At 62.5% G+C, this 13,232-nt stretch carries 13 protein-coding genes; 9 read left to right on the plus strand and 4 right to left on the minus strand.

The genetic code is table 11. The features are described 5' to 3' along the window. Window positions 1–73: 73 nt before the first annotated feature. Genes HOC_RS06755 through HOC_RS06765 form a run of 3 tightly spaced genes read right to left on the minus strand, consistent with a single transcriptional unit; the run spans window position 74 to window position 3,773 of the window. Window positions 74–1,093 (minus strand): ABC transporter ATP-binding protein, encoded by a 1,020-nt coding sequence (locus tag HOC_RS06755; RefSeq protein WP_035536984.1) that lies wholly within the window; start codon window positions 1,091–1,093, stop codon window positions 74–76. Next, the gene (locus HOC_RS06760) at window positions 1,090–2,703 is read right to left on the minus strand and encodes an ABC transporter permease (RefSeq protein WP_241766938.1); all 1,614 of its coding nucleotides are present in this window, start codon (window positions 2,701–2,703) and stop codon (window positions 1,090–1,092) included. The genes HOC_RS06755 and HOC_RS06760 overlap by 4 nt, the downstream gene beginning before the upstream one ends. Before the next feature lie 5 nt (window positions 2,704–2,708). Further along, on the minus strand, window positions 2,709–3,773 hold the full coding sequence (locus tag HOC_RS06765; RefSeq protein ID WP_035536985.1) for an extracellular solute-binding protein: 1,065 nt from the start codon (window positions 3,771–3,773) through the stop codon (window positions 2,709–2,711). Window positions 3,774–3,975: 202 nt separating this feature from the next. Here HOC_RS06765 and HOC_RS06770 point away from each other — a divergent pair, with 202 nt between their 5' ends. The 3 genes from HOC_RS06770 (at window position 3,976) to HOC_RS06780 (ending at window position 6,659) form a co-directional block, all read left to right on the plus strand. Next, a complete protein-coding gene (locus HOC_RS06770; RefSeq protein ID WP_035536987.1) occupies window positions 3,976–4,233 on the plus strand; it encodes a hypothetical protein in 258 nt (85 codons plus the stop codon). Window positions 4,234–4,271: 38 nt separating this feature from the next. Beyond that, a complete protein-coding gene (locus HOC_RS21115) occupies window positions 4,272–5,420 on the plus strand; it encodes an NAD(P)/FAD-dependent oxidoreductase (protein ID WP_051624602.1) in 1,149 nt (382 codons plus the stop codon). 66 nt (window positions 5,421–5,486) lie between these two features. Next, on the plus strand, window positions 5,487–6,659 hold the full coding sequence (locus tag HOC_RS06780) for an acyl-CoA dehydrogenase family protein (protein WP_206741546.1): 1,173 nt from the start codon (window positions 5,487–5,489) through the stop codon (window positions 6,657–6,659). 11 nt (window positions 6,660–6,670) lie between these two features. On the opposite strand, the gene HOC_RS06785 is transcribed toward HOC_RS06780, so the two are convergent. After that, window positions 6,671–7,297, minus strand: coding sequence for a sulfotransferase family protein (locus HOC_RS06785; protein WP_035536990.1), 627 nt, complete (start codon window positions 7,295–7,297; stop codon window positions 6,671–6,673). Between the two features lie 190 nt (window positions 7,298–7,487). Between HOC_RS06785 and HOC_RS06790 the strand changes: the two genes are divergently transcribed. The 6 genes from HOC_RS06790 (at window position 7,488) to der (ending at window position 13,152) form a co-directional block, all read left to right on the plus strand. Next, entirely contained in the window at window positions 7,488–8,063 is a 576-nt protein-coding gene (locus HOC_RS06790; protein WP_035536992.1) for an NnrU family protein, read from the plus strand. Window positions 8,064–8,135: 72 nt separating this feature from the next. Next, window positions 8,136–8,498, plus strand: a complete 363-nt coding sequence (locus tag HOC_RS06795; protein ID WP_051624603.1) for a DUF805 domain-containing protein — start codon at window positions 8,136–8,138, stop codon at window positions 8,496–8,498. Between the two features lie 61 nt (window positions 8,499–8,559). Further along, complete coding sequence (gene panB, locus HOC_RS06800; RefSeq protein WP_035536994.1) at window positions 8,560–9,396, plus strand: 3-methyl-2-oxobutanoate hydroxymethyltransferase; 837 nt, start codon at window positions 8,560–8,562, stop codon at window positions 9,394–9,396. A 69-nt stretch (window positions 9,397–9,465) separates the two neighbouring features. After that, window positions 9,466–10,218, plus strand: coding sequence for a hypothetical protein (locus tag HOC_RS06805; RefSeq protein WP_035536996.1), 753 nt, complete (start codon window positions 9,466–9,468; stop codon window positions 10,216–10,218). Next, window positions 10,215–11,564, plus strand: a complete 1,350-nt coding sequence (locus tag HOC_RS06810; protein ID WP_035536998.1) for a PQQ-binding-like beta-propeller repeat protein — start codon at window positions 10,215–10,217, stop codon at window positions 11,562–11,564. Before HOC_RS06805 ends, HOC_RS06810 begins: the two co-directional genes overlap by 4 nt. A 49-nt stretch (window positions 11,565–11,613) precedes the next feature. Next, complete coding sequence (der, locus tag HOC_RS06815; protein WP_035537002.1) at window positions 11,614–13,152, plus strand: ribosome biogenesis GTPase Der; 1,539 nt, start codon at window positions 11,614–11,616, stop codon at window positions 13,150–13,152. The last annotated feature ends 80 nt before the right edge of the window (window positions 13,153–13,232 follow it).

The following is a 13,232-nucleotide window of genomic DNA, read 5'->3' on the forward strand; positions in this document are numbered from 1 at the left end:
GGAACCAGACACCCTGAGCTTAAGCAGCTACGCCAGTATTGGCGAGGGGGTAGGCACATCCATGACAGTAATGTCAGGAATTACCTGAGGCGAATATGAATGAAAGCTCGGGATCAAGCTGGATGCCTGTCTCGGCCCCGGCGGGTAGGGACAGCGCACGCGGCACAAGGGATGTCAGTTGCAGGTCGCCGACATTCATGATGAGACGCGCCATTGGCCCGGTCAGTCGGCTGGAAACAACAGTGGCACTTACAGGAGAGGTGGCATCAGGGATGACGCCTTCGGGCCGGATGACGATGATGGCGTCCGGGGCGATGGCGTCGCTTAGCAGGCCTGCGGGAAGGTCATGGCCCGCGATAATGTTCACGGGGCCCAGCGCTGCGGCAATGTCGGCGCCCTGAGGCTTCAGGTAGACATCTGCGGCTTTGCCCTGCTGCAGGATGCGGCCGGATTTCATGATCGCGATATGATCGGCACTTTCCAGCGCTTCGGCGGGGTCGTGGGTCACCAGCAGGGCAGGCACGCCCGCGGCGCGGATAGCGTCGAGGGCTTCGTCGCGCACGGTTCCACGCAGCGACGGGTCCAGGCCCGAGAAGGGTTCGTCCATCAGGATGGCCGCCGGGCGCGGAGCGAGGGCGCGGGCGATGGCAACACGCTGTTGCTCGCCGCCTGAAAGCTCATGCGGATAGGCGCCGCTGCGGGCACCAAGACCGAGACGTGAGAGCCATTGGGTTGCAATGGCGCGGGCCTCATCCTTCGGCAGGTTGGCGAGGCCAAAGGCGACATTCTGGAGGGCGGTCAGGTGTGGAAACAGCGCGAAATCCTGGAAGATCAGGCCGATACGCCGCTTCTCTGGCGCCAGTGTGTGGCCGGGTTCCGAGAGGATGATATCCCCGAGACAGACCTTGCCTGTGTCGACCGGCTCAAGGCCTGCGAGCAGGCGCAGGAGTGTCGACTTGCCGGCGCCGGAGCCGCCGAGCAGGGCCGTGATGGCGCCTGGCTGCAGGTCCAGCGACACGCCGGATACGACGGCGAGACCGTCATACACGCGGCTGATATTCTGCGCCGAGAGAGGGGTTGGGACGAGGGTCATTCAGGGGCTCCGGGGCGCGCGCGGGAAAGGCGCCAGGACAGGAAGATGACGGGCACAAGTCCGGCCAGCGTGATCAGGAGGGCGGGCAAAGCGGCGGCGGCGAGGCGCTCGTCGGTGGCATAGGCGTTGGCGCGTACCGCCAGCGTATCCCAGTTGAAGGGGCGAAGCATGAGGGTTGCAGGGAGTTCCTTGAGGGATTCCACAAACAGGATGAGGGCGCCGGCTGTTGCGCCCGAGAGGGCAATCGGCAGATCAACTTCGCGGGCCCGGCGCAGGGGCGAGGCGCCGAGACTGCCAGCGGCCTGACTAAGCGAGGCAGGCGCGCGGGCGAGAGCGGCGACCATCGGCTCGGCCCCGGCAGCGGTGAAGCGGCTGGCATAGACCCATGCCAGTGCGATGAGGGCTGACGCGCCGGTCAGCGTAAATGGCAGCAGGCCGAGCACGACCAGCGCACCCATGGCGAGCACGGCGCCGGGAATGGCATAGCCTGACGAAGCGGTAAGCCGGGCAAAGCGCGGCAGCAGGCCGGAAGCGCGCTGGGACAGGGCGATTACAAGGGCCAGCACGAAGGCGAGTGCGGCGCCTGCGCCTGCGAGGATCAGCGTGTTCATCAGCGCAGGGCCAATTGGGGCAAGCGTTTCGCTCGTTTCCACGCTGCGCCAGATGAGGCGACCGACAGGCAGGCCAAAGGAAATCAGGAAGATCGCGATGCAGAGCGCAGTCGCCCCGGCAGCGGCCAGTGGCGTGAGGGGCGCGCGGGCGACGGCGCGCCAGCGGCGGGAATTCTGCTCGCTGCCCCGGCGTCCCCGGCTCCATCGCTCGAACAGGACGAGGCTCAGCACGAGCGATAGCAGGACGAGCGCGAGACGGGCAGCGGTGGCGGGTTCGCCGAAGCTCGTCCAGGCGCGCACGATGCCATAGGTCAGTGTCGGCACGCCGAGATATTCAGCGGCGCCATAGTCAGCGGCGGCTTCCATCAGCGACAGCGACAGTCCGGCCGCGATGGCCGGGCGTGCGGCGGGCAGGGCGACGCGCCAGAAACTGCGGGCGGCACTAGCGCCGAGGCTGCGGGCCGCTTCAAGCGAACAGACCGACTGAGAGATGAAGGCCGCGCGGGCGGTAAGGTAGACATAAGGATAGAGGGTCAGCGCCAGAACGAAGGCGAGACCGGGCAAGGAATGGATGTCCGGGAACCAATAGTCGCGGGCGCGCCATCCGGTCGCCGTCCGAAGGGCGGCCTGGATCGGCCCACCAACGCCCATCAGGTCACCATAGGCATAGGCCAGCACATAGCCCGGCGCGGCGAGGGGCAGGATCAGCAGCCACTCGAATACGGCCCGGCCCGGAAAGCGGTACATGGTGACGAGCCATGCAGCTGGAACGGCGAAGGCGAGAATGAACAGTCCGGTCAGCGCGAGCGTGCCGATTGTACCTAGCAGATAACCCGTCAGGAGCGTCGTACGAATATGGTCCCACGCGTCGCCGCCACCAAAGACCAGCCCGGCCACAAGCGTGGCGGCGACTGGCACTGCAATGACAAGGCCCGCCACAAAGGCGGGCCCGTCACTTGCGCGAATGGCAAGGTTTCGGAAGGGAACGACGCGGGCCAATTGGTTCAGTTCCAGCCGGCCCGGTCGTAGATTTCCTGCGCTTCGGCCTGGTGCTCACCGAGTTCCTGCAGCGGGAATTCGCTCGGCTTGAAATCGGGAAGCTGTTCAAGCCCAGCGGGCAGCGGCATGCCGGCAACCATCGGGAATTCCTTGGTGGCGCTGGTCAGCATCTGCTGGCCCTCTGCGGTGGTCAGCCATTCGATGAAGCGGATGGCGTTCTCCTTGTTGGGCGCATGTGCAGCGACGGCAGCGCCGGATACGTTGATGTGCGTGCCGACGCCGTCCTGCTCGGGAAAGGATAGCGCGGTCTTTGCCGTGACGGCTTTCTCGGCGTCTGTGCCTGTGGCCATGCGCACCCAGTAATAATGGTTGATCAGGGCGGCAGAGCATTCACCTGCCGCGATGGACTCGATCTGCGTCGTGTCACCGCCCTGGGGTGGACGGGCAAAGTTGGCAACGACGTTGCGTGCCCACTCAGCCGCCTTGTCAGAGCCCCATCGACCGATAAATTCGCCCATTAGCGAGAGATTGTAGACATTGGAGCTGGAGCGCATGCAGATTTCGCCGTGTAGCGTGCCGTCGGCCAGATCCTGATAATGGGCAACCTCTTCGGGCTTCAGGCGGGTCGGATCGTACACGATGATCCTGGCGCGCCGGGCGAGGCCGAACCAGTTGCCTTCGGGCTCGCGGAAATGCGGCGGGATCAGCGATTCCAGTGTCTCGGAGCGAATGCCTTGGGTGAAGCCGCCTGCCTGAAAGCGGTAGAGCGTGCCTACATCGGAGGAAATGATGACGTCAGCGGGGCTTTTGTCGCCTTCGGCCTTCATCGTTTCGATCAATTCAGGTGCACCAGACTCGCGGAAACGGACATGGATGCCGGTTTCCTTCTCAAACATATCGTACATGACCTTGTCGGAATCATAGTGCCGGGCGGAATAAACATTCAGCACACCGGCGCTGGGAACCGCAGGCGCAGCAACGGGTTCAGCTTTTGTTGCCGCAGGTTCAGCCGGTTTGCCGCAAGCGACCGCGAACAAAGCGATAGCGGTGAGTAATACGGGAAACTTCATGAGATGGAACGATCCTTGTCTGGCTGGCGACTATCAAACATAATTGAGAATGGATCGCAACAAGTGAGGGTAGCGACGTTTTGCCCGAATCTTGCACAGGACGGTCAAGGAATTGGTTTTTCAGCCGAAATGACTCCGCACAGGCCGTCTTCTTCGGTAAATCAGGGACTAACTCCGGTCAGAATAACAGGGGTGGTGGGACATGAATGACATCGTATTGGACCTGGATCTGGGAACGCCAGAGGAACAGGCACTTTGGGAAATGGCTGTCGACTTCTTCGTCAACATGCTCAGTTCCAACGACAATGCCGTGGGTGGGGATGCCCCGGAAATGATGGTCCATACGGCTTTCAAGCCGAACGGACGCATCACCAAGAAGCTGATCTTCCAGGACAGGACATGGGCAGACGCCTTTGTTCGCTTCTGGGAAGAGCAGAAAATGCAGGCGGCCGCCGCCTAGGCGTTTCGCTTGACGGCCAAGTCGCCTAGAGAGCCGGGATGAGCCCGAACCCCCGTTCTGCGCATGTCGCCATTATTGGCGCTGGCATTATCGGCCTCGCCTGTGCCTGGGAACTGGTACAGCGCGGCGCGCGCGTGACCCTCTATGATACGCAAACGCCCGGGCGCGGGGCGAGTTGGGCCGCTGCCGGCATGCTGGCACCCGCCTTCGAGGCCGCAGCCGAAGACGGCGCGCATCCGCGGCTGTTCGATCTTTGCATGGAAAGCGCGGCGCTCTGGCCGGGCTTTGCCGCCTCTGTCAGCCAGGCATCAGGGCGCGATCTTGGCTTTTCGCCGGGGCCGTCGCTGGCGCTGGCCTTTGACGGGGCCGAGGCGGCTGGCTTGCACCGTCTCTCAGCCGCCCTGACGCGGCATGGCGTGCAGAGCGACATGCTGCTGCCCGAGGCCGTATGGGACATTGAGCCTGCCGTTTCACGCGGCGTGCATGGCGCGCTGAGGCTGCCAACTGACGGACAGGTGGACAATCGTGCCATCGTCACGGCCCTGATTGCGGCCCTTGGTGAGCATGAGGCGGTCCGTTTTGTGACCGTTCCGGCACCGCTCGAAGACCGCGACGGGCGCCTCTTCATCGAGGGGCATGACATGATCCTCGCTGCAGCGGGCTGGAACACGGCGGCTATCAAGGTGCGCCAGAATGGCGATGATTTCAGCCTCGTGAACTGGGACACGGCGCTTGACGAGATCGATTGCTATGGCGGGCAGATGCTGTCGGTGTCGCGTGAGCCGGGCCTGCCAACCATGACGCTGCGCTGCGGCAGCATCTATATTGCGCCAAAGCCTGACAGGGTAATCATCGGCGCCACGATGGAGCCGGGCCGCGCAACGCTTGAGCCTGACGAGGGCGCGATTGCCGAGCTGCGCGCGGAAGCGGTGCGGCTGTGCCCGGCGATTGCCTATGCGCCCGAACTGGAAACGTGGGCCGGTGTGCGGCCTGGCACGCTGGATCACGCGCCGCTGCTTGGGAAAACGCGGGCTGAGGGGCTGTTCGTCGCCTCAGGTCACTACCGGAACGGCATCCTGCTCGCGCCGATAACCGCAAAGATCATGGCGGATGCGATGCTCGACGGGAAAACCGGCGAACTGGCGGCGGCATTCAGCCCGGCCCGCTTTGCGGCTGCGACCGCCTGACGCCGCGCTCATGCTGGACGGGCGCCCCTGCCGCGCCTAAGTCTCCTGACAAGCAGGAGGAAACGCATGCACCAGATCGCCCCCATGAGCGAAGACCAGATGGCCATCAAGGACGCCGTCGCCAAGACGATTGCGCCTTTCGATGACGAATACTGGGGCAAGACGGACGAGACCGGCAAATGGCCGGAAGAGTTCTGTGATGCCATGGCCAAGGGCGGCTGGCTGGGCATCACCTTCCCGGAAGAATATGGCGGCGCGGGCCTCGGCCTGACCGAAGCGGCCTTGATGATGCAGACGGTGACGCGCTCGGGCGCGGGCTATTCCGGCGCGTCGGCGATCCACCTCAACATATTTGGCCCTAAGCCGCTGGAGAAATTCGGCACAGCGGAACAGAAGCAGGAAAACCTGCCCAAGATCATCTCGGGCAAGGAGAAGATGTGCTTTGCCGTGACCGAGCCGAACTCCGGGCTGGATACGTCGTCGCTGGAGACCAAGGCCGAGCGGACGAATAATGGCTATGTCATCAATGGCCGGAAAATCTGGACCACGGGCGCGCAGCGCGCCGACAAGATCCTGATCATCGCCCGCACGACGCCGAAGGACCAGTGCGCCAAGCCCTATCTTGGCCTGTCGCTCTTTTATACGGACCTGAACCGGAACAAGATCGAGGCCAACCCGATCCCGAAAATGGGCCGCAAGGCGGTCGAGTGCAACACGCTGTTCATTGACGGGCTGGAAGTGCCCAAAGAGCACCTCATCGGCGAAGAAGGCGCGGGCTTCAAATACCTGCTGCAGGGCCTGAACCCGGAACGCGTCCTGTTTGCGGTTGAGAGCGTCGGCCTCGGCTTTGCCGCGCTGGAGCGCGCCGCGCGCTATGCGCAGGAGCGTGTCGTGTTCGGTCGTCCGATTGGCCAGAACCAGGGCATCCAGCATCCGCTGGCACGCAGCTGGGCGGAGCTCTCGGCGGCAGAACTGATGGCTTACAAGGCGGCAAGCCTTTACGACGCCGGGCAGGATTGCGGTGCAGAGGCTAATGCCGCGAAATATCTCGGTACCGAAGCTGGCTTCACCGCCTGCGAAACCGCTGTGCTGACGCATGGCGGCATGGGCTATGCCAAGGAATACCATGTCGAGCGCATGATGCGCGAAGCCATGCTCGCCCGCATCGCCCCCGTCAGCCGCGAAATGATCCTGAACTTCATCGCCGAACGCGTGCTGGGCCTGCCGAAGAGTTACTAGCTGGCCTAAGGCTACATCCCGTCTGCGTCCTTCATGTGCTGGAAGAATTCTTCCTTGCTGTTGGTGCGCGGATAGGGGGTGAGCGGAACGGGGACTTCGAGAAAGGCGCAGAGCGGGCCCCAGCCGTCCTTGGCGGAATGCACGAGCAGGCGTTCGGGTGGCACGGTGGCTTTCACGTTTGCTTCGTGCGCGTGGAAGGTGGCGATCAGTTCGTCCTTTTCCCGGGCGTCGCCGAAGCTGCGCTTCAGGACCTTGCTGACCATTGTGAACCACTCGGTCGCCTGCGGTGGCCATGTTTCGGGCGCCCAGACCGTGGCGAGGATGGTCTCGGAGATGCTGGTATACCAGCTTTCGGCAGAGCGCGTTGAGAGGATGATCCTGGCATCCGGATAGGTCTCGGCGACGTCCTGCCAGAAGGCGGCGGTTGGCCAGTCCACGGCTGATTTGTAGCCATCATAGATGGCCGCATAGTCGGACTTGCCGGCCAGTGCAGCGTTCCAGAGCGGGACTTGCGCCTCGCCATTATGGATGACTTCGATCATATGATGGCACGGGCCGAGGCCCAGTTCCTCAAGCGCCAGCTTGAGCGACATTGTGCCGGTGCGGCCGAATCCGGCGCTGATAACAGATAGTGTCATGTGTCCCTCCCACGCCCGGTTCTCCGGGTCTCATTCAGGAGGCTAGCACGGTTACGGAGCATTCTATAGCGGAGCCTTCGTCCTTCTTCCGGCGGAGGCGGATAGGGAACTTGGCGCTCTACGTGCTGATTGGCTTTCTCAAACCTGCAATTCGGACTAGGCTCTGCAAAAGCCTTGGGAGGGCGTTTGCATGCTTTATTTGATACTCGGTCTGGTCGTCTTCTTCGGGGCGCACCTGTTCACGACTTTCAGGTCGCGGGAGCCGGACAAGGATATCAAGGTCAAGCTTGGCTATCCGACCTATATGGGGCTTTACAGCCTTGTTTCGATTATCGGTTTTGTGCTGATCTGCTACGGGTATGGCGCGTCGCGCGGGGCGGGTATCCTCTATACGCCGCCGAGCTGGGGCAAGCATGTGAACATGCTGTTGATGCTGCCGGCACTGATCCTGCTGGTGGCCTCGCAATTGCCGACCGGGGCGATCAAGAAGGCGGCAAAGCACCCGATGCTGGTGGCTGTGAAGCTCTGGGCCTTCGGGCATTTGCTGGCCAATGGCGAGTTGAACTCGGTCATCCTGTTCACTGTTTTCCTGGCCTATGCCGTGATTGACCGGATCGCGGTCAAGAAGCGCGGTGACTTGGGTCCGGCCAAGGATGCGCCGTCTTCGGTGATGGCAGATGTCGGGTCTGTGCTGATCGGGGCAGGGGTCTACGTGGGCTTCGTGCTGTGGCTGCACCAGATTCTGATCGGCGTGCCGATTGTTTGATAATTCGCGGTGAACCCACCTGTTTGGCGGGTTTGGCTCACTATTCGCGTAAAGCCTGCAGGAGTGTGACCCATGAATTATGACTTCAATTACGCCCTTGCGGTGTTTCTCAACAATGTAATGAACCGCTATGCGGCCTTCGACGGTCGGACCAGCCGCCGGGAATTCTGGCATTATGTGTCCATCGCCTTCATCATCTCGATCACGCTGAGCATTCTCTCTGAGATTCCGTATCTCGGCGCGATTTTCAGCCTGTTGAGCCTGCTCATCAGCCTCGCCCTGCTGCTGCCGGGCATCGGCATTGCCATCCGGCGGATGCACGATATCGAGCAGAGCGGCATCATGGTGCTGATCCCCATCTACAATATTTACCTTGCCTGCCAGCCGGGAACGCCGGGAACCAACCGTTTCGGACCGGAACCTGCAAAGGCCTGAACAAGCCCCTGCGCGTTGACTTGTCTTGCTCGCCGGGCGCGGTCAGGCTAAGTCGCGGCCCATGTCGAAACAAACACAGACCCGTCGCAAGACCGTCAAAGACATCGCCGCTGCCAAGGGGAAGACGCCGATTGTCTGCCTCACGGCCTATGATGCGCCCATGGCGAGCCTGCTGGACCCGCACGCCGACCTTCTTCTCGTGGGCGATAGCGTGGGCATGGTCGTCCATGGCCTGCCATCCACCGTTGGCGTGACGATGGAAATGATGATCCTGCACGGTCAAGCTGTAATGCGCGGCGCCGAGCAGGCGCTTGTCGTGGTCGACATGCCGTTCGGGTCGTACGAGACGAACAATGATGATGCCTTCCTGAATGCCGCCCGCATCATGAAGGAAACGGGCTGTCAGGCCGTGAAGATCGAGAGCGGCACCTATGCGGCCGGACAGATTGCTCACCTTGTGGAGCGCGGCGTGCCGGTGATGGGCCATATCGGCCTGCGCCCACAGGCGGTCAATGTAGATGGCGGTTTCCGCGCCAAGGGCCGCACCAATGCCGAGCGCGACCGGGTGATTGCCGAGGCCCGCGCCTCCGCCGATGCAGGCGCCTTTGCCATCGTGATTGAGGGCGTCGCTGAAGACCTCGCGGCCGAGATTACGGCTGAAGTGAGCTGCCCGACCGTCGGTATTGGCGCATCAGCGGCCTGTGACGGGCAAGTGCTCGTGACGCATGACATGCTGGGCCTGTTTGACTGGACACCGAAATTCGTGCGCCGCTACGCCGATCTCAGCAAGACGATCAGCGAGGCGGCAGCGGCCTATGCCGACGATGTCCGCACGCGCCGCTTTCCCGGAGATGCTGAAACCTATGCCCTGCGAAAACCTGACCCGGAACAGCGCTGACACGTTGCAGCCTGCCAATAGCGCGTCTAGGTTCCTGACCGAGTCACCAAACCCACCGGAGCGACTGAATTGAGCGATATTTTCGGAGAAGTCGACGAGAGCCTTCGACAGGACAAACTGGAAGGCTGGTGGGGTCGCTACCAGTATTTCGTGTATGGCGCCTTTGGCCTCGTACTCGTCGCGGTGGCCGTGAATGAGTTTGTGCTCATCCCGCGCACGGAGGCGGCGCGTGCCGCACGCGCCCTGGAAATGGAAAAAGGCCTGTCAGAGCTGCACAATGGCTCCTATGTCGAGGCCCAGTCGGCGTTTTCAGACCTTGCCGAGGGTGGCAGCAAGATGGCGCCGCTCGCAGCGAACTATCTGGCCCAGACGCTCTATGAGGGTGGCGGTGATGCCAAGGGGGCTGCGGATGCCCTGGCTGCGATCGGAACGGTCGAGGGCGGCCCTTATGAGCGCCTGGCCCTGCTGAAGAATGCCTATTTCCTGGCTGACGGCCAGTCCATGGTCGAGCTGGAAGCCACTCTGGGCAGCTTGGTTGATGATGAAGGTCCGCTGGGTGCCCTGGCGCGCGAACTTGTTGCCGCCAAGGCGTTTGCGACCGGCGACACGGCCCGCGCCCGTACGGAATTCAACCGGCTGCGTTACGACGCAGCTGCACCTGAAGGCGTCAAGCGCCGCGCAGAGCTTGCATTGGCCGCCATTCCTGCCGGCGCCGAAACGCTCGAAGCGCCTGCGGAAGCCGCGCCTGAAACACCTGACACAGTAACCGAAGCGCCGGCTCCCGCGCCCGCCCCTGCAGAGTCTGAGGAGACTGGCCAATGAGCTCATCGCGTAAACTGGCTGTCGCCATCGCCCTTGGCGCGACGCTGTCGCTTGCTTCGTGCAGCAGCTTCCCGAGCTTTGGCGGCAACAAGGCCAAGGAAAAATCGGCCGAGGACAAGGCTGGCCGGATCACGATGGTTCTGACCGATGAGGCCGTAAAGCCAAACCCTGAACTGGCGGACGTCGCCATCGAGCTGCCGGAGCCACAGGTCATCAAGGCCTGGACCGAGGCCGGCTCCAATGCCACGAAAGTGGTCGGCAATGTCGCCGCCGGTGCGGATCTGAAGATTGCATGGAAAGCCGATGTCGGCGCCAAGTCCGACAAGAAATCGGCTATCACCACGCCGCCGGTGACCAATGAAACCACCGTGTTCACGATGGACGCCGACCAGACCGTCGTCGCGACAAACCTGTCGAACGGCAAACAGGTCTGGAAGAAAAAGCTGAAAGGCCTCACCAAGCGCGACAAGCAGGCGCTCGGCGGCGGTCTCGCCGTGACGGGTGATACGCTGATCGTGGCCAGCGGCTACGGCTTCGTTTCGGCGCTTGATGCCGCTACGGGCACGGAAAAGTGGAAGCGCGAGATGGGCGCACCGATGACGGGCGCGCCGACCATCAAGGATGGCCGCATCTTTGTCGCCTCGAACAATAACGAGATTTTCGCGATGTCGCTGGAAAACGGCGAGACCGAGTGGAGCGATCAGGCGATTTCGGAATCGGCCCGTGTACTTGGCAGCTCCAGCCCGGCTGCCGTCGAAGACTTCATCATCGCACCTTATTCTTCGGGCGAAATCATCGCCTATCTCGCCTCCAACGGTCGCCGGCTCTGGACGGATGCGATCTCTCAGGCTGGCCGGTTCACGCCAATTTCCGAGATCAACGATATTGGCTCGCGGCCCATCCTGTCGGGCGGGCTCGTTTTTGCATCCAGCCAGTCGGGCGTGACGGTTGCCATTGACGGTCGTAGCGGTACGCGGATCTGGTCCATTCCGACCGGTTCGACACAGGCCCCGGCGCTTGCGGGCGAGTTCATGTTCCTTCTCGGGACCGATGATACGCTCTCGGCGATCAACCCGGCCAATGGCGAGGCCTATTGGGTCACCCCGCTGCGGAAGTTCAAAAAAGAGAAAAAGAAGAAGGGCCGGATCAGTTATGCCGGGCCGATCATCGCCTCCGGGCGCATCGTGATTGTCTCGTCGCTGGGAGAACTGCTTGCCTTTTCGCCCCAAACCGGGCAGCAGACCGACTCTGTCAAGCTGGGGTCGACCGCTTATCTCGAACCGATCGCCGTACAGGACAAATTGCTTATCCTCACCGATGAGGCCAAGCTGATCGCCATCCAATAGGGCGCACGGCCCCCAAAGCCCGCCCGTAACTTAGTGAACGGGCAGGCTTATGCCGCTGAAACTCGCCATTCTCGGGCGTCCAAATGTCGGAAAATCGACGCTGTTCAACCGGCTTGCCGGCAAGAAAATCGCGCTGGTCGATGACCAGCCGGGCGTTACGCGTGACCGCAAGCAGGCCGAAGGGCGCCTTGCCTCGCTGCCGCTGATCCTTGTTGACACGGCTGGCTATGAAAACGTGCATGATGACAGCCTGCAGTCGCGCATGCGCGAGCAGACCGAAGCGGCGATTGCCGAGGCCGAAGTGGCGCTGTTCCTGATCGATGCGCGCGTTGGCGTGACGATTGAGGACCAGAGCTTTGCCCAGCTGCTGCGCAAGGCCAATATCCCCGTCGTGCTGGCGGCGAACAAGGCCGAAGGCAAGGCGGGCCGCGATGGACTGAACGAGGCCTGGGAACTTGGTTTCGGCGAGCCTGTTGGCCTTTCGGCCGAGCATGGCGAAGGTATGGCTGACCTCTTTGAAGCGATCCGTCAGGCGCTGGGCGAGGAAGCCTTCGAGCGCGCGCTGGAAGAGGCCGAACCTGATTATACGCGTTTCGGCGGCGAAGACATTCTCGAGAAACTTTCCCATATCGACATTGATGACATGTCGCTGTCAGACGATGATCTCGTCGCCGCCATTGAAGAGGCAGACGTTGATATCGAGCCAGAGCCTGTGCGGCCCGACAAGCCGATCAAGCTGGCCATTGTGGGCCGCCCGAACGCTGGCAAGTCGACCCTTATCAACCAGCTTCTGCAATCAGATCGCCTGCTGACCGGCCCTGAAGCGGGGATTACGCGCGATTCCATTTCCATTGACTGGGAATGGGAAGGCCGCCGCATCCGCCTCGTCGACACGGCGGGCCTGCGCCGTAAGGCACGAGTGCAGGAAAAGCTGGAGCGCATGTCGACCGGCGAGACCATACGCTCGCTCAAATATGCCGACATCGTTGCGCTGGTCATGGACGCCGACGAAGCGATGGAGAAACAGGACCTGCAGATCGCCGACCTCACGCTTCGCGAAGGCCGGGGCATCGTGCTGGTCATCTCCAAGTGGGACAAGGTGAAGGATCCGGACGCGGCAGCGAAGCATATTCGCGACCTGTCCAGCCGCCTCATGCCGAATGCCGGTGGGGCGCCAATCGTGTTCCTGTCGGGCCTGACCGGGCGTAATATCGAGAAACTGATGCCGGCCGTCGTGAGCGTTTATGCCAACTGGACAGCGCGGGTGAAGACCGGCGACCTGAACCGCTGGCTGCGCCATACGGTGGAGCGCCACCCGCCGCCATCGGTGCACGGCAAGCGCATCAAGCCGCGCTACATGGCCCAGATGAAGGCGCGTCCGCCGACGTTCGTGCTGATCGCCTCGCGCGGTGAGCAGATGCCGGATCAGTACAAGCGCTACCTGGTGAATGGTGTGCGGGATGCGTTCGACATGAACGGCGTGCCGATCCGCCTGTTCGTGCGGCAGGGGAAGAACCCCTATGCCGACAAGGCCGCCGCGCAGACGCCAGCGAACCGCTACAAGGCCAAGCCGAAGACCAAATTCTAGGGCTTTGGCGGGCGCTAGGCATCGCCCGCCAAATTACAAGACTTGGACGGGGGCGCTTCCTGCGTGTAGGCATGCGCAAA

Source organism: Hyphomonas oceanitis SCH89 (assembly GCF_000685295.1).
Lineage (GTDB): Bacteria > Pseudomonadota > Alphaproteobacteria > Caulobacterales > Hyphomonadaceae > Hyphomonas > Hyphomonas oceanitis.